This window comes from Aliivibrio sifiae (assembly GCF_002954705.1).
Classification (GTDB): Bacteria; Pseudomonadota; Gammaproteobacteria; order Enterobacterales; family Vibrionaceae; genus Aliivibrio; species Aliivibrio sifiae_A.
In genome coordinates this window covers 1-17,808 of sequence record NZ_MSCO01000004.1, presented here as the reverse complement: position 1 = coordinate 17,808, position 17,808 = coordinate 1, and the positions used below count along the sequence as shown (strand labels likewise).

12 protein-coding genes, 6 tRNA genes and 1 rRNA gene are annotated in these 17,808 nt (G+C 38.7%); 6 read left to right on the top strand and 13 right to left on the bottom strand.

Annotation, left to right across the window (positions count from 1 at the left end; translation table 11 throughout):
* Positions 1-220: 220 nt before the first annotated feature.
* From BTO22_RS19400 to BTO22_RS19360, 9 genes are all read right to left on the bottom strand, one after another.
* Entirely contained in the window at positions 221-1,162 is a 942-nt protein-coding gene (locus tag BTO22_RS19400; protein WP_105056908.1) for an ABC transporter permease, read from the bottom strand.
* 2 nt (positions 1,163-1,164) lie between these two features.
* Positions 1,165-2,142 carry an ABC transporter permease gene (locus BTO22_RS19395; protein WP_105056907.1) on the bottom strand — a complete coding sequence of 326 codons (978 nt, stop codon included), beginning with the start codon at positions 2,140-2,142 and terminating at the stop codon, positions 1,165-1,167.
* A gap of 133 nt (positions 2,143-2,275) precedes the next feature.
* Positions 2,276-3,829, bottom strand: coding sequence for an ABC transporter substrate-binding protein (locus BTO22_RS19390; RefSeq protein ID WP_105056906.1), 1,554 nt, complete (start codon positions 3,827-3,829; stop codon positions 2,276-2,278).
* Between the two features lie 64 nt (positions 3,830-3,893).
* On the bottom strand, positions 3,894-5,609 hold the full coding sequence (locus tag BTO22_RS19385) for a dipeptide ABC transporter ATP-binding protein (protein WP_105056905.1): 1,716 nt from the start codon (positions 5,607-5,609) through the stop codon (positions 3,894-3,896).
* A gap of 558 nt (positions 5,610-6,167) precedes the next feature.
* A tRNA-Pro gene (locus tag BTO22_RS19380) sits at positions 6,168-6,244 on the bottom strand.
* 69 nt (positions 6,245-6,313) lie between these two features.
* Positions 6,314-6,389: transfer RNA gene (locus BTO22_RS19375), tRNA-His, on the bottom strand.
* Positions 6,390-6,431: 42 nt separating this feature from the next.
* Positions 6,432-6,508, bottom strand: a tRNA-Pro gene (locus BTO22_RS19370).
* Positions 6,509-6,593: 85 nt separating this feature from the next.
* A tRNA-His gene (locus tag BTO22_RS19365) sits at positions 6,594-6,669 on the bottom strand.
* 35 nt (positions 6,670-6,704) lie between these two features.
* A tRNA-Arg gene (locus BTO22_RS19360) sits at positions 6,705-6,781 on the bottom strand.
* Between the two features lie 280 nt (positions 6,782-7,061).
* On the opposite strand from BTO22_RS19360, the gene BTO22_RS19355 reads away from it, so the two are divergent.
* Entirely contained in the window at positions 7,062-7,475 is a 414-nt protein-coding gene (locus tag BTO22_RS19355) for a c-type cytochrome (protein WP_105056904.1), read from the top strand.
* Between the two features lie 74 nt (positions 7,476-7,549).
* Here the strand turns inward: BTO22_RS19355 and rep are convergent, their stop codons facing one another.
* Positions 7,550-9,565: a DNA helicase Rep gene (gene rep, locus BTO22_RS19350; protein WP_105056903.1), complete on the bottom strand. Its 2,016-nt coding sequence runs from the start codon at positions 9,563-9,565 to the stop codon at positions 7,550-7,552.
* Between the two features lie 187 nt (positions 9,566-9,752).
* On the opposite strand from rep, the gene BTO22_RS19345 reads away from it, so the two are divergent.
* The 4 genes from BTO22_RS19345 to ubiK all read left to right on the top strand — a co-directional run bounded on the left by BTO22_RS19345 (position 9,753) and on the right by ubiK (position 14,885).
* Positions 9,753-10,319: a TetR/AcrR family transcriptional regulator gene (locus BTO22_RS19345; protein ID WP_081091628.1), complete on the top strand. Its 567-nt coding sequence runs from the start codon at positions 9,753-9,755 to the stop codon at positions 10,317-10,319.
* Between the two features lie 18 nt (positions 10,320-10,337).
* Positions 10,338-11,444: an efflux RND transporter periplasmic adaptor subunit gene (locus BTO22_RS19340; RefSeq protein WP_061005532.1), complete on the top strand. Its 1,107-nt coding sequence runs from the start codon at positions 10,338-10,340 to the stop codon at positions 11,442-11,444.
* An 11-nt stretch (positions 11,445-11,455) separates the two neighbouring features.
* Positions 11,456-14,524, top strand: coding sequence for a multidrug efflux RND transporter permease subunit (locus BTO22_RS19335; protein ID WP_105056902.1), 3,069 nt, complete (start codon positions 11,456-11,458; stop codon positions 14,522-14,524).
* Positions 14,525-14,633: 109 nt separating this feature from the next.
* Positions 14,634-14,885: a ubiquinone biosynthesis accessory factor UbiK gene (gene ubiK / locus BTO22_RS19330; protein WP_105056901.1), complete on the top strand. Its 252-nt coding sequence runs from the start codon at positions 14,634-14,636 to the stop codon at positions 14,883-14,885.
* A 109-nt stretch (positions 14,886-14,994) separates the two neighbouring features.
* Here ubiK and ilvC read toward each other — a convergent pair whose 3' ends face one another.
* The gene (gene ilvC / locus BTO22_RS19325) at positions 14,995-16,479 is read right to left on the bottom strand and encodes a ketol-acid reductoisomerase (RefSeq protein WP_105056900.1); all 1,485 of its coding nucleotides are present in this window, start codon (positions 16,477-16,479) and stop codon (positions 14,995-14,997) included.
* Between the two features lie 125 nt (positions 16,480-16,604).
* On the opposite strand from ilvC, the gene ilvY reads away from it, so the two are divergent.
* The gene (gene ilvY / locus BTO22_RS19320) at positions 16,605-17,489 is read left to right on the top strand and encodes an HTH-type transcriptional activator IlvY (protein ID WP_105056899.1); all 885 of its coding nucleotides are present in this window, start codon (positions 16,605-16,607) and stop codon (positions 17,487-17,489) included.
* Between the two features lie 49 nt (positions 17,490-17,538).
* Here ilvY and rrf read toward each other — a convergent pair.
* Positions 17,539-17,654, bottom strand: a 5S ribosomal RNA gene (gene rrf / locus BTO22_RS19315).
* 17 nt (positions 17,655-17,671) lie between these two features.
* Positions 17,672-17,748 (bottom strand) — tRNA-Thr (locus BTO22_RS19310).
* Positions 17,749-17,808 lie beyond the last annotated feature (60 nt).

Sequence of the window (17,808 nt, the reverse complement as noted above, 5' to 3'; positions counted from 1 at the left end):
CTTAGCTCTCTGTTTTGGTTTAATTCAAATACTCGCTTTAAAATATTTAAACACACCTTATGATCCTAACAACTGAGCAAATTATTACCAGTAAAAGCGGTAAATAAGCCAGAAAAACAATAAAACAAGCGAAATTTCCTTATCTGTAAGACATTGTTTATGTTTTACAAATGAAAAAAAAGCGATGACTAAATCATCGCTTTTTATTAGTTAGCTATGATTAACCTTTATAGATTTTAGGATTAAATACATCTCTTAACCAATCACCAAGTAAATTAATTACCAAGACTAAAGTAACCAAAACTAATCCAGGGAAAGCGGTAATCCACCATGAACCAGAGAAAATATAATTAAATCCAATACTGATTAATGAACCTAATGAGGGTTGGTCTACCGGTAAACCTAAACCTAAGAAAGACAACGCAGCTTCAGACATAATCGCATTGGCAATTTGTACTGTAGATATAACTAAAATTGGAGATAAGCAGTTAGGCAGAATATGACGGAACATGATTCTCGGAGAACGAAAGCCCATCACTTTCGCTGCTTCTACGTATTCTTTCTTCTTCTCAGCCAATACTGACGCACGGATTGTACGTGCGTATTGTGGCCATTCAGCAATACCGATAATAACCACCAACATTACGACGGCATATTGACTAAAAAACTCTGTTCCAAAACTGGCTTTAAAGATAGCAGAAACAATGATTGCAACCATCATGGTTGAAAAAGACAACTGCACATCAGCAAATCGCATTAAAAAGCTATCTATTCGACCACCGAAATAACCTGCAGATAAGCCAATAATAATACCTAATGTCAGTTGTACTGCTACAGCTAAGAAGCCAATCGTTAATGATAAACGCGAGCCATAAAGAATGGTCGACAATACATCACGACCTTGGTCATCAGTGCCTAAAAGAAAGCGTTCATCTCCCTCTTCCATCCCAGAAGGAGGTAACTCTGAATCCATAATATCAATTGAACTAAGATCATATGGATTACTTGGAGCAATAACTGGTGAAAGTAATGCCCCCAGAACAAAGACCAAAAAGACAGCAAAACTAAACATTGCCACTTTGTCGCGTAAAAAATAATACAAAAAATCTGAAGATTTAAATCGCTCCCAACGAGTTGGAACGTGGTTAGTTGTAGTGTTCATGATTACGCTCCTTTACCTGTAATATCTACGGTTGGGTTAATTAGTCCATATAATAAATCAACAATCGTATTCGTTACGACGAAGATCAACCCGACAAAGATAACGTAAGCGGTAATCAAAGGAGTATCTACACGGTTAATCGCCTCTAAGAATAAAGAGCCTGTTCCCGGCCACTGAAAAACAGTTTCAGTTAAAATTGTATATGCCACCATAGTACCAATTTGAACACCACCAACCGTCAAGACAGGCAACATGGTATTTTTTAATGCGTGCTGATAATAAATTTTATTCGTTGCGACACCTTTAGCTTTTGAAAACTTAATGTACTCAGAACTCAATACTTCAAGCATTTCTGAACGCACCAAACGAATAAATAGGGGTAACATAATGGAAGCTAATGAAATACAAGGTAATACTAAGTGAGCTAAACCATCAATAGTAAAAAAACCTGATTCCCAACCAAGTAAATTATAGGTATCTCCACGTCCATAAGACGGAAGCCAATTCAATTCAATTGAAAAAACATACATCAGCATTATTGCGGTTAAGAAGACAGGGATCGATATACCAATGCTACTGAACGCCATAATGGCTTTAGTAAAAAAACTTTTTGGATGAATCGCCGAATATACGCCCAGAGGGATTGAGAGAAATATAATGATAACCGCAGAACCCAGTACTAACTCAAGGGTTGCAACGAGCTTATCAAGGATGACCTCAACTGCTGGTTTTTTGAAGAAATAAGACGTGCCCAAATCACCTTGAACCGCATTAGTAATAAAACGAGTATACTTTGTAATGAATGGGTCATTTAACCCAAGATCATCTCTCAGAGCTTGACGCTCTGCTTCTGAAACTGATTGTCCAACCAATTCACGTAACGGGTCACCCAAGTTATCTTGAATGGAAAACGCAACCAGACTGATCACAAACATCACTATCAGTGCCTGAAACAGGCGCTTGACCAGAAACGTAAACATTCCTTGTCCCCTTAATCTATCCTAAGAATGACATGATTATTTTCATGCCTAACACATTGTTGTTATTGCTGTGGGTATAAAATAAAGGCTGCCTTGATTCATTCAAAGCAACCTACTTATTTTTGTTTAATGACTATTTAACAACTAGGTCGCCAAAGTATGGGTATTCCATTGCATTTACGATTGGTTTGATATCAATGTTAGATTTCGCACCCCATGCAAGGTTTTGCCAATGTAGTGGAACAAACGCAGCATCGTTATACAGTGTATCTTCTACTGTTTTTAGCATTTGGCTACGCTTAGCTGGATCAGTTTCTACATTTGCCGCTTCGACTAAACGGTCAACTTCAGGGTTTGAATAATGACCACAGTTGTACTGACCTTTACCAGTTTCTTCATTACGCGTCATTGTTAGGAACTCAGAGAAATTCGCTGAATCTTCTGTATCCGAATGCCAACCAATCATCATCATGTCCGCTGAACATAAATCAAACTCAGGCCAATATTGCGCTTTTGGTAAAGTTTTTAAATCAACTTTAATGCCAATTTTAGACAGCATTGCCGCAGCAGCTTGAGCAATTTTTGCATCATTTACGTAACGGTTATTTGGCGCCATCATGCTAAGTTTAAAGCCATTCTCGTAACCCGCTTCTTTCATTAGCTCTTTTGCTTTCTTAAGATCATAACGTGGAACTAAGTCAGCATCATAACCAGAATAACCTGAAGGTCCTTGTTGGCCAGCTGCAGTAGCAAAACCTTTCATGATTTTCTTAACGATGCCCTCGTTATTAATTGCATGAACGATTGCCTGACGAACACGTACATCTTTTAGTGCTTCATTACTTGTTTGGTTCATTTGAAAGGAAATCAAACGAGTTCCTGGTAGCGTAACTAAATCAATACCTTTGGTATTTTTTACTCGCTTGTGATCATTTGGGGCCACAGGAGCTATGACATCAACATCACCAGAAAAAAGAGCTGCAACACGCGTTGCATTTTCTTTAATTGGAACAAGAGTTAATTCGTCTACATTACCTGGAGAGTTTTTATCCCAGTAACCATCAAAACGATCAAAAACAACTTTTACGCCTTGCTCACGAGATTTAACAACAAATGGACCCGTACCAGAAATGTGTGTTGAAGCGAATGAATTACCGTGTTTTACAATTTCAGACTTATCTTTACCATTTTCTGTTTTACCAGAATAGAACTTGCTGTCCATTGGGAAAAGGTATGTTGCTGTCTGCAGAACTAACGGATAAGCGCCTTTAGAAACAAGTTCAACCGTGTAATCATCAATTTTAACTAGCTTTTCATAAGGTTCGAAAATCGCTTTAAAATCAGGAGAGTCTTTTAGACGATCAAACGTCCAAACAACATCGTCAGCCATCATCTCATTACCTGAATGAAACTTAACGCCTTTACGTAAATTAAAACGGAATGTTTTTTCATCAATACGTTCCCACTTTTCAGCAAGACGTGGTTCAAAATCAAATGACTGCGTATAACGCACTAGGGGATCAAACACCATATGAGAAAGTTGTAGTGTACCGCCAGACAATTGCTCATGTGGATCAAGTGATACTGGATCGGCATCGTAAGCAACAGTAATGTCAGCAGCTGCCGCACTAAAACTTAGGCCAGCAGCCATAAGTGCGATAGCTAATTTTGTCTTCATGGTTTTCATTGCATAACTCCTTATGCGGGAATTTATCCCTAATTTGTTGTATTTATACTTATTATTAGACGGTTTAAACCGCTGCTAGATCATCTCTTAACCCTTTAAACTCAGGCATAAGCGAAATCAATTGCTTGCTATATTCGTGCTGTGGGTTGGTATAAAGATTTTCCGTTGGAGCCACTTCTAAAAGTGTTCCCATTTGCATTACACCGACACGATCACACATTTGGCGAATAACAGGTAAATCATGACTGATAAACAACATGGTTAGGTTTAACTCATCTTGTAAATCTTTTAATAGGTTGAGGATTTGAGCTTGAACTGATACATCCAAAGCAGATGTAGGTTCATCACAAATAAGTAGACGTGGGCGCGTTGCTAATGCTCTAGCAATAGAAATACGTTGGCGTTGACCACCAGAAAATTCATGTGGATACTTCAATGCAGCCATTCTTCCCAAACCAACATGATCCAAAAGATCATTAACGATCTGTTGCGTTTCTGATTCTGAACGCGTTAGCTTATGAAAACGGATCGGTTCTGCAATGATATCGAAAATTTTCATACGAGGATTCATCGACGTATAAGGGTTTTGGAACACCATTTGCATTTGACGGCGCATAGGACGGCGCTCTTTTTCTGATTTCAACGCTGTAAGGTCAATGCCTTCAAAAATAACAGAACCGGAATTAGGCGGATATAAACCAGAGATAATACGGGCAATGGTAGATTTACCTGAACCAGACTCACCAACAAGGCCGAATGTTTCCCCTTCATGAATTTCAAAGCTAACATTATTAGAGGCTTGAACGTATTCACGGCGACTTTCGAAAAATGAGTCTTTCGTTATAAATCGTAAATTTACATTTTCTACCTTTAATAACGGCCCTACGTATTCACGCTGATCTTGGCTTTGACCTAACCAATGATTCTTTACATCAATAGGGTCGTGTTGAACAGCTTCTTCGATATAGCTCACTAACGGGAAACGTTCTAACTTAACATCAGAGCGAGGAACCGCAGAAATCAAACTACGAGTGTATGAGTGATCAGGATTACCTAATACTTTCTCTGTCTTACCAAACTCAACCAAATCACCACGGTACATTACCGCGACTTTATCCGTTACATTTGATACAACCCCCATATCATGAGTAACAAGCATACAACCTACGTTTTTCTTAACACAAAGATCTCGGATAAGACTTAAGATTTGATCTTGAATCGAAACATCTAGGGCTGTAGTCGGTTCATCGGCAATAATAAGGTCCGGTTCACCGGCTAATGCTATTGCAATAACAACACGTTGACGCATGCCACCTGAAAATTGGTGTGGATATTGTTTTAAGCGATTTTCAGGTTGCGGAATACCAACTTGCTCCATCAAAGATAATGCTCTCGCATAAGCTTCTCCAGATGACATTTTTAAATTGGCATGAATGGTTTCGGTTAACTGTTGCTCAACCGTAAATAAAGGGTTTAACGAGGTCATTGGGTCTTGGAAAATAAAACCAATTTTAGAACCTCTAACTTTACGCATATCTTCTGTTGTTAGACCTGATATTTTTTCGCCATCAAGAAATACCTCACCTCCAGCAATAACACCTGGAGGGCTTAATAAATCAATTACAGCATTACCGACAGTTGACTTACCTGCACCAGACTCTCCAACAACACCAACAATCTCACCGCGTTCTATTGAAAACGACAGCGACTTAACCGCGGCATGAACCCCATGACGAGATGGATATTCGATACGTAAATTTTTAACTTCTAAAAGTGACATTATCAGACTCCGACTACTCGGCAGCATCCTGCCCTGTCTGCACATTGATTCCATTCGAAACAGCAATAAGTACTGTAACTTGACTAGGACACCAATGTAGTCAATTGTTCACAAAAAAGCAACAATCAAAGAGTATAAAACTAATACATGCCAATATATTGAATAAAAATTCACTTTACGTAACCTAGCCTAATATGAAGAACTATTTTAAATAGCAATAACAACCAAATAAAACATACAGTTAAAAATAAACTACTAAGATAGTGATTTATCTAAAACCCATCTCACTTTAGATAAATAGACAAAAATAAATTTAACATTTAAAACAACTTTTTAATTGGAATTAGAAGTAAAAGTCAGTGTTTTATATTGATTTAACTATAAATAATCAGTGCAAGCTATCAAAATAAAGATAAATAGAAGCAGTTGGAACTCAAAGAAAAAAGAAAGAAATGAGGCATAGAACGTAATGTAAAATAGCGATTTTGTGATGAAGATAAGAATAATATAAAGCAGAAATGAAAAAAGCCTCGTCATTTCTGACGAGGCTTTCAAATGTGGTCGGTGAAGAGGGATTCGAACCCCCGACCCTCTGGTCCCAAACCAGATGCGCTACCAAGCTGCGCTATTCACCGAGCTTTTATTTGATTCTTGGGGTATAAATGAATCAAAAGGGAAACTGCTTTTACAGTTACCAAAATTAATGGGGTGGCTAACGAGATTCGAACTCGCGACCACCGGAATCACAATCCAGGGCTCTACCAACTGAGCTATAGCCACCACTAATTTTTTATATAACCGCTATTGCGATTATTGAAATAGTGGTCGGTGAAGAGGGATTCGAACCCCCGACCCTCTGGTCCCAAACCAGATGCGCTACCAAGCTGCGCTATTCACCGACAAATTTCGTTTCGATTCTTGGGGTGTTTCTTGAATCAAAACTGGAAACCTTATTCACTACATAAAACTTGGTTACCAAAATAATGGGGTGGCTAACGAGATTCGAACTCGCGACCACCGGAATCACAATCCAGGGCTCTACCAACTGAGCTATAGCCACCACTACTTTTTTTCGCCTTTAATTTATATTCCGGATGGCACGCCCGAAAGGATTCGAACCTTCGACCTTTGGCTCCGGAGGCCAACGCTCTATCCAACTGAGCTACGGGCGTATACCCTATCGGCGGAGAGGAATAATACGGATCTGCGTGACCTGCGTCTAGTGTTTTTTTTACTTTTTTTATCGTTTGGTCTCTTTTTCAACAATTTCTACCTATTTATCCTCATTTTCTTTAGCTCTAGTGGTTTATTGCAACAATTTAAGCAGATATACTCACTCAATGTTTACACAAAGTTAACGCGGCTATTTTATTAAGTTCGCTTTTCAACTGGGTAAATACAATAAAATGGGCTGAAGCCAATAATAATAACTGGGAGTGGAAAGTGAGCTTTATGGAAAAATCTATTCGTAACATCATTATTGCAACGGTTGCTGCATTAACTTTTTCAACTACCTCTTTTGCAGCGGGTAACTCTGATGATGCAATAGCTGAACGAATTAAGCCTGTAGGTCAAGTTTACCTAGCAAGTGACGTTCCTGTGGTTGAAGAGCCGACAGGACCTCGCTCAGGGGAGCAAGTATACAAAACATTTTGTACTGCTTGCCACTCAACTGGAGCTGCTGGTGCACCAAAAACTCAAAATGCAGCAGATTGGGCCCCACGTATAGCAAAAGGCATGGACGTATTAAAAGAGCACGCTCTTAATGGCTTTAATGCGATGCCTGCTCGTGGTACTTGTATGAATTGTACTGATGACGAAGTTGTCGATGCAATTAATTACCTAGTTAAAGGGTTAGTAAATTAAGACTGACTTAATCCAAACAAATAAGTTAATCAAAAATACCCACAACTAAATAGCTGTGGGCATTTTTCTTTCTATTACTTTTTAAGCATGGCCCTAAGGTTAGCAATATTACTCTTCCCTCTTTCCATTCTCTCTTCTTGAGTTGGCTTTGGTTTTTTCATCTCCCAATCTAAATCGTCATGTGGTAACTCTTCTAGAAAACGACTTGGTTCCGGACGAATTAATTCACCATATTGTCGACGTTCTTTGCATAATGTAAAAGTCAGTTCTTTTTGAGCTCGTGTTATTCCTACATAAGCTAAACGACGCTCCTCGTCTACGTTGTCTTCATCCATACTAACTTGATGAGGTAAAATACCCTCTTCAGCACCAATTAAAAAGACATACGGAAACTCCAAACCTTTTGATGCATGTAAGGTCATTAGCTGAACTTGATCGGCACCATCTTCGTCTTCACCTCGCTCCATCATGTCCCGAAGTGTAAGGCGCTGTACCACCTCTTTTAATGTCTTCTCTTCATTATCGTAATTATCACCTTCTAAATCAGCAACAATCCATGAATAGAGATCTGAGACGTTTTTCATTCTCATTTCAGCGGCTTTTGCACTGGTTGATGTTTCATACAACCAGTCTTCATAATGAATGTCTTTTACTAACGAACGCACCGCTTCTACTGTATTACCCCGTTCTGCATTTTCAGAAATAGAAACAATCCAATGACTGAAACGACGTAGTGATTCTAATCCTCTCCCTGTAAGAGTTTGCTCTAATCCCATTTCAAAACTGGCTTCAAACAAACTCTTTCCGCGCATATTGGCGTAAGTACCTAATTTTTCTAACGTCACAGGGCCAATTTCACGGCGAGGCGTATTTACCACTCGTAAAAATGCATTGTCATCATCAGGGTTTGTTAGCAAGCGTAAATACGCCATGATGTCTTTGATTTCAGCTCGCGAGAAAAAGGAAGTCCCACCTGATATTTTATAAGGCACTCGGTTTTGCATTAACGATTTTTCTATCAAACGTGATTGGTGATTACCACGGTATAATACGGCATAATCTTTATAGTCTGTTCTATTTAAAAATCGATGAGCAATGATTTCACCCACCACTCGTTCGGCCTCATGTTCGTCATCTTTTGCAGTAAGTACTTTTATTTGCTCACCATCAGGGATCTCTGAAAAAAGACGCTTTTCAAATACATGGGGATTATTAGCAATCAATATATTAGCTGCTCGTAGAATTCGGCTGGTCGAGCGGTAATTTTGCTCCAATTTAATCACTCGTAAATTTGGATAGTCTTCGTTTAATAGCACCAAATTTTGAGGTTTTGCACCACGCCATGAGTAGATTGATTGATCATCATCCCCTACGACTGTTAAGCGGCCTCTTTCTCCGACTAATAGTTTCACCAATTCATACTGACTGGTATTGGTATCTTGGTACTCATCCACAAGTAAATAGCGGATCTTCATTTGCCAACGCTCACGAACCTCTTGATTAGTTCGAAGCAGTAATACAGGTAATGAAATAAGATCATCAAAATCAAGCGCGTTATAGGCTTTCATTTGTGTTAGATACATCTCATAACAAAAGGCAAATAATTGGTCTTGCTCTGAACGAGCGAAGCCTTTAACTTGCGCAGGTGTCAGCATGTCATTTTTCCAATTAGATATACTGCTTAATAACTGACGCAGTAAATCTTTATCACCATCAATCTGCTTTTCTGTTAACTCTTTTAATAAAGCCAGCTGGTCTTGATCATCAAATAAAGAAAAACCAGCTTTCAAGCCAAGTACTTTATATTCACGTCGAATAATATCTAAGCCTAATGAGTGAAAAGTAGAAACCATTAACCCTCGGGACTCTTGCTTGTTTAGCGTTTGCCCGACACGCTCTCTCATTTCTCGTGCCGCTTTATTGGTAAATGTTACCGCTGCAATATTTCTCGCTTTATAACCACACGTCTGGACGAGGTAAGCTATTTTATTTGTGATTACACGGGTTTTACCTGACCCTGCACCAGCCAATACTAAACATGGCCCTGAGACAAATTTAACTGCCTCATCCTGCTGTGGATTAAGTCTCATGAATCACCTATTAAATCGATAATGAATTATTTGGGTCTATAATAAAGCGGTCTACTTTGGAATACCATGTAAACAATCAATCAAAAAATGTGACCTTTACGTTTCTTGACACAAAAATAGATTACATTTTATTCGTCGTGTCCTAGAATAATGAATGAACGTTCATTCATTTCATAAGGATCTATTTATGAAGGAAAAACGCCAACTCATCATTGAGTCAGCTGAACAGTTGTTAGCCACCGATGGGTTTAGCGGTTTATCCATGCAAAAAGTAGCAAACCAAGCGGGTGTTGCCGCAGGTACTATCTATCGCTACTTTGATGATAAAGAAGCATTAATCCAAGAAATAAAGCTAAATATAATGCAACGAGTAGCCTTTGCTATTCAAGAAAACGTACTAGATTCAGATCCAATTAAAGTCCGTTTTCGTACTATGTGGTTAAATATTTGGCATTTTGCTATTTCAGAAAGAAATACATTTTTGAACCGCAATCAATACGATTCACTTCCTTGCTTTGATTTAGTCAAACTAAAGGAACTAGAGGAAAAAATGTTTGCCCAAGTTAATCAACTCTTTATTGATGGACTTGAGCAAGGTGTCTTTAAGCCTCTTAGCGTAGAAATATTAACTGGCCTTAGTTTAGAAGCGAGTGTTTGTTTAGCTCGAAAACATGCTCAAGGTTTTTTTACTTTAACAAACGATGATCTTGACGCGGCAATTGAAGCCAGTTGGGATGCCATTATTAAACACTAATTTGGAGTTCTAATCAGAATGAAAAAGTGGACTTTCTTTATGTTACTTCTTGCGCTACTTCTTTTTGGTAGCGTTATTGGTTTTAACATGTTTAAACAACAAAAAATTGCTGAGTACATGGCAAACAGACCTGAACCTGAATTTCCTGTTACGGTTGAAACGGTTACTTCGTCTCTTTGGACTCCAACTATCGAAGCGATTGGTTTCATTGAGCCAAACCAAGGTGTAACTCTTACCACTGAAGTTAATGGCGTAATCGATAAGATTTCCTTTGATTCTGGCAGCCAAGTAAAAGAAGGGCAATTACTGCTTTCTCTTGACTCTAAAGTAGAAAAAGCCAATTTAAAAAGTACTCAAGCTCGCTTACCTGCAGCTGAAGCAAAATATAAGCGTTATAAAGGCTTGTACAAAAAAGGGTCTATTTCTAAAGAATCATACGATGAAGCTGAAGCGAATTATTTCTCTCTTGCTGCTGATATTGAAGGTATGAAAGCATCAATTGAGCGTCGTGAGATTAAAGCACCTTTCTCTGGTGTAGTTGGTATTCGTAACGTGTATCTTGGTCAATACTTACAACCAAGTACTGATATCGTTCGTTTAGAAGACACTAGCATCATGCGTTTACGTTTCACTGTTCCTCAAACGGATATTTCTCGTATCAACATTGGCCAAGATATTGATATTACGGTTGACTCATACCCTAATGATGTATTTAAAGGATCAATTAGCGCGATTGAGCCAGCGGTAAATATTCAAAGTGGTCTAATTCAAGTTCAAGCTGATATCCCTAATAATGGTGGAAAACTACGTAGTGGTATGTTTGCTCAAGCAGATATCATCTTACCTACATTAGAGAACCAAGTTGTTATCCCGCAAACAGCAATTACCTACACTCTCTATGGTGACAATGTTTACATCGTTACTGAAAAAGACGGTGATAAGCGTGTTCAACAGCATGTAGTAAAAGTTGGTGAGCGTTCAGAAGCTATCGCACACATTCTTGACGGTGTTAAACCTGGCGATGTTGTTGTTACATCTGGCCAAGTTCGTTTAAGTAATGACGCGAAAGTACGTATCGTTGAAAGCGATGCAACAACACCACCTGCTGAAACACCAATGCTGTAACCGGAGGAACTATGCGCTTTACTGATGTTTTTATTAAACGTCCAGTTTTAGCGGTATCAATCAGCTTTTTGATTGCTTTGCTTGGTATCCAAGCTATTTTCAAAATGCAGGTTCGTGAATACCCTGAAATGACGAATACCGTTGTAACGGTAACAACAAGCTACTACGGTGCGAGTGCTGACCTTATCCAAGGTTTCATCACTCAACCCTTAGAACAAGCGGTGGCTCAGGCTGATAATATAGATTTCATGACGTCACAATCTGTAATGGGTCAATCGACTATTACGGTAACGATGAAATTAAATACAGACCCCAACGCCGCATTGTCTGATGTGTTAGCTAAGACTAACTCTGTTCGATCTCAGCTTCCAAAAGAAGCCGAAGATCCAACAGTTACTATGTCGACAGGCTCTACAACTGCTGTACTTTATATTGGTTTTACAAGTGATGAGCTTGTATCAAGTCAAATTACCGATTACCTAGAGCGAGTGGTTAATCCTCAACTATTTACTGTGAATGGTGTTTCAAAAATCGACCTTTATGGTGGTATGAAATATGCGTTACGTATTTGGTTAGACCCTGCTCGTATGGCTGCAATAAATATGACAGCAACTGATGTTATGGGTGTATTAAATGCCAATAACTTCCAATCAGCAGCAGGTCAAGCAACCGGTGAGTTCGTTCTTTATAATGGTAGCGCAAACACACAAGTCTCTAATGTAGAAGAACTTGAACGTTTAGTTATTAAAAGTGAAGATGGTGAAGTTGTTCGTCTAAGTGATATTGCGAAAGTATCCCTAGAAAAAAGTCATGATGTATACCGAGCAAGTGCTAACGGTAAAGAAGCTGTTGTTGCTGCAATCAATGCTGCACCAAGCGCTAACCCGATTAACATTGCTGCAGATGTTTTGGAACTGTTACCTCAACTAGAGAAAAACCTTCCTAAAAACATCAAAATGAACATCATGTACGACTCTACGATTGCGATTAACGAATCAATCCATGAAGTAATTAAGACCATTGTTGAAGCGGCTGTTATCGTACTTATCGTTATCACATTGTTCTTAGGTTCATTCCGAGCAGTAATCATCCCTATTGTAACGATCCCATTATCTCTTGTTGGTGTTGCAATGGTAATGCAAGCTATGGGGTTCTCATGGAACTTGATGACACTTCTTGCCATGGTTCTCGCCATTGGTTTGGTAGTAGATGATGCTATCGTTGTACTTGAAAACGTAGATAGGCACGTCAAACTTGGAGAGACTCCATTTAGGGCTGCGATTATTGGTACGCGTGAAATTGCGATACCTGTAATTGCAATGACTTTAACACTGGGTGCCGTATATGCTCCTATCGCTATGATGGGCGGTATTACTGGTTCTCTATTTAAAGAGTTTGCCTTAACCCTTGCTGGCTCAGTATTTGTTTCAGGGATCGTCGCACTAACACTATCTCCAATGATGTGTTCTAAGATGCTTAAAGCAAATGAAATACCAAGTAAGTTTGAAAGCACAGTTCATCACTTCCTTGATGGCATGACAAGCAAATATGAGCGCATCCTCGGTTCGGTAATGCAACACCGTCCAGTAATCATAGCATTCGCTGTTATCGTTTTTGCCAGTCTACCATTGCTATTCAAGTTCATTCCAAGTGAGCTCGCTCCTTCTGAAGATAAAGGAGTTGTAATGCTGATGGGTACTGGTACATCTAACGCTAACTTAGATTATCTACAAAATACAATGAATGATGTTAACGCAATTCTTTCAGACCAACCTGAAATTGCCTTTGCTCAAGTATTTACTGGGGTACCTAACTCAAATCAAGCATTTGGTATTGCATCAATGGTTCCTTGGAGCCAACGAGAAGCAAGTCAAGCTGATGTAACTGGTCGTGTAGGCAAATTAGTACAAGATGTTCCAGGTATGGCTGTAACTGCCTTCCAAATGCCTGAACTGCCAGGAGCTGGTTCTGGTTTACCAATTCAATTTGTAATTACAACACCAAATAGCTTTGAGAGCCTATTCCAAATAGCAACCGAAGTATTAACTGATGTTAAAGGTAGTCCTTTATTTGTTTATTCTGATATCGATTTAAACTTTGATTCAGCAACAATGAAAATCAATATCGATAAAGACAAAGCAGGAGCTTATGGCGTAACCATGCAAGATATTGGTATTACGTTAAGTACAATGATGGCTGATGGCTACGTTAACCGTATCGATCTAAATGGACGATCTTATGAGGTAATCCCTCAGGTAGAGCGTAAATACCGCTTAAACCCTGAATCAATGAACAGTTATTATGTTCGCTCTCTCAGTGGTGAAGCCGTTCCATTAGGTAGCTTAGTCTCTATTGATGTAATTGCTGAACCTCGTTCTTTACCTCACTTCAATCAGTTAAACTCTGCTACCGTTGGAGCTGTACCATCTCCAGGAGTGGCTATGGGTGATGCGATTTCTTGGTTTGAAGATATAGCAAACACGACACTACCAAGTGGTTACAATCATGATTACATGGGCGAAGCTCGCCAATATGTAACAGAAGGTAGCGCATTATATGCAACCTTTGGTTTAGCGTTAGCGATCATCTTCTTAGTTCTTGCGATTCAATTTGAATCAATTAGAGACCCATTAGTAATTATGGTTTCTGTTCCATTAGCAATCTGTGGAGCATTAATTGCACTTGCTTGGGGTGCCGCAACAATGAATATCTACTCACAAGTAGGCCTAATCACCTTGGTTGGTCTAATTACAAAACACGGTATTCTTATTTGTGAAGTGGCCAAAGAAGAACAATTACACAATCTAAAAACTCGTATGGAAGCGGTAACCGAAGCTGCAAAAGTTCGTCTTCGCCCGATCCTAATGACAACAGCTGCAATGATTGCCGGTTTAATTCCGTTAATGTACGCAACTGGTGCAGGTGCAGCACAACGCTTTAGTATTGGTATTGTTATCGTTGCGGGACTAGCAATTGGTACCCTGTTTACTCTATTTGTACTTCCTGTAATTTACAGCTACTTAGCAAGTGAACATAAACCACTACCTGTTTTTGAAGAAGGCAAAGAAATTCAAGAATAAGGTAAGTAAAATTTTAAAGGCTACTTCGGTAGCCTTTTTTATATTTGAATAGCGACAATGAGCTGTGCTTTATTTAAAATAAAGAAAAGTATCGACCAAGGAATAAATGATGTTTGATCCAAAAAAGTTAGAGCAGGTAGCAAAACAGATTCATGATTCAATGCCACAACCAGTCAAAGAGTTAGGTAGTGATGTAGAGCAAAAAGTACGTCAAGTAATTCAGGGGCAATTGAATAAACTTGATGTGGTGAGTAGAGAGGAATTTGATGTTCAAACACAAGTTCTCCTACGTACCCGTCAGAAACTAACAGCGATGGAACAAAAACTTACTGAAATAGAAGAAAAATTGTCAGAAAAATAAAATCGTATTTATATACGACTAGGATAAATCATTACGTTATCCAAAAGATACAAAAAAGGCTTGGTCATTAAACCAAGCCTTTTTAATTCAGATATTAATTCAATTAGAATTAACCGCCTACGGCAATTCGCTTCATATCACTCATATAGCTACGCAACTCCTCACCAATATACTCTACTGGGTGATTACGAATGGCTTCGTTAACAGCGATTAGCGTTGCATTATCAACTTGATTTGATGTTTCACCTAAACCTCGACCAATTACATTAGTCTCAACAGATGGCATAAACTTCTCACGAAGCAACGGTGTTGCTACATTAGCAAATAGGTAGTTGCCATACTCAGCAGTATCTGAAATTACGACATTCATTTCATATAAGCGCTTGCGAGCTACTGTATTTGCAATTAATGGAAGCTCATGCAGTGATTCATAGTATGCAGACTCATCAACGATACCCGATGACGTCATTGCTTCAAACGCCAGCTCTACACCAGCACGAACCATTGCCACTAACAAAATACCATTATCAAAATATTCTTGTTCTGAGATTTCAACATCAGACTCAGGGTAGTTTTCAAAAGCTGTTTGCCCTGTTTCTTCACGCCAACCTAGAAGGTTAACATCATCATTTGCCCAATCCGCCATCATTGTACGAGAAAACTCACCTTGGATGATGTCATCCATATGTTTATTGTATAGAGGGCGCATTAAATCTTTAAGCTCTTCTGAAAGTTCAAAAGCTTTAACTTTAGCTGGATTAGACAAACGATCCATCATGTGAGTAACACCACCAAATTTAAGTGCTTCAGTGATAGTTTCCCAACCAAATTGTAATAGCTTACCGGCATAACCAGGTTTAATGCCATCAGCAATCATTTTTTCATAAGAAACAATTGAACCAGCTTGTAACATGCCGCATAAAATTGTTTGTTCACCCATTAAGTCAGATTTAACTTCAGCAACAAAAGAAGACTCAAGGCAACCAGCACGATGTCCGCCAGTACCAGCAGCCCATGCTTTTGCAATATCCCAACCTTCACCTTTTGGATCATTTTCAGGATGAACAGCTATCAAAGTCGGAACACCAAAGCCACGCTTATATTCTTCGCGAACTTCTGTACCTGGACACTTAGGAGCAACCATAACAACAGTGATGTCTTTACGAATCTGCATGCCTTCTTCAACAACATTAAAGCCATGAGAATAACCTAATGCCGCACCCTCTTTCATTAATGGCATTACTGTTTCAACAACATTCGTATGTTGTTTATCTGGGGTTAGGTTAACAACAAGGTCTGCTTGGGGAATTAATTCTTCATAGCTAGCAACTACAAACCCATTTTCTTTTGCATTTTTAAATGATTGACGTTGTTCATCAATAGCAGCCTGACGTAGTGCATATGCAACATCTAAACCTGAATCTCGCATATTAAGGCCCTGATTAAGCCCTTGAGCACCACAACCAACAATTACAACCTTCTTGCCTTTTAGATAATCAGCTTCGGTTGCAAATTCTTCTCGGCCCATGAAACGACAACGACCAAGTTGATCCAATTGCTCACGTAAATTCAGTGTATTAAAGTAGTTAGCCATGATAAAACTCCGTAAATATCATTTAATCCATTAGGATGATTCTTTGTATACAAAGATAATAACGAAAGATTAACATTGTAAAAAGTGATATATTAGCAACACATGATTGCAAAAATAGCAACGATATGAATATAAAATTACTACAAACATTTCTACACCTTTGTGAGAGCCATAGTTTTACTTATACATCTAAAGCTATGCATTTAAGTCCTTCAGCATTAAGTAGGCAAATTCAGAAACTTGAAGAGGACATAGGACATCCCTTATTTATCAGAGACAATCGCAGTGTAGAATTAACTAGCGCAGCCAAACAATTAATACCAGTCGCAATGAATATATGCTCAGAATGGAATAGTTATAAAACACATTCAAATATTGTAAATAATGCTTTGAAAGGGCAGTTAAAACTATTTTGCTCCGTAACTGCTAGCTATAGTCACCTCCCTCAACTACTAAATGATTTTAAAGTTAATTATCCTCATATAGACATTAAGTTATCTACTGGAGATCCAGCACAAGCAATAGAAAAAATTGAAAGCTCAGATGCTGACATTGCTATATCTGCGATTCCAGAGAAGATTTCAAATAAATTAGCTTTTGAAATCATCAGTGAAATACCACTATCTGTAATTGCCCCTACAGGAAATAATCAATTTATTGGCGATATAAATAAAGAAAATACAAATTGGAATTCACTGCCTTTCATTCTTCCTGAATCTGGAACCGCTAGAAACAGAGCAAATCAATGGTTTAAAGAACAAAAAATCAAACCAACAATTTACGCTCAAGTTTCAGGACATGAAGCTATTGTCAGCATGGTGGCTTTAGGTTGTGGGATTGGAATTGCGCCAGATGTGGTTATTAATAACAGCCCTGTAAAAGACAAAATTCAACGCTTAAATACTACACCTATAGCACCATTTAAATTAGGGCTATGTTGTAAAAAATCAAAGCTTAATGACCCTGTAGTTCAAGCTTTATGGCAAATAGCAGAAAATACATTTATTTAGGTTTAGAAACGGAAAAAGGCTCCCCAATGGGAAGCCTTTTAAAATTTGAGCCTAGCGATGTCCTACTCTCACATGGGGAAACCCCACACTACCATCGGCGCTATTACGTTTCACTTCTGAGTTCGGCATGGGATCAGGTGGGTCCATAACGCTATGGTCGCTAAGCAAAATCTGTCAGTAAATGGTGCTGATACCCAGACTCGAACTGGGGACCTCACCCTTACCAAGGGTGCGCTCTACCGGGCTGAGCTATATCAGCAATATCTATTTACTTATGTAATCGAAAAAATCCATCCGTTAAGATGGCTTTTTAAAATTC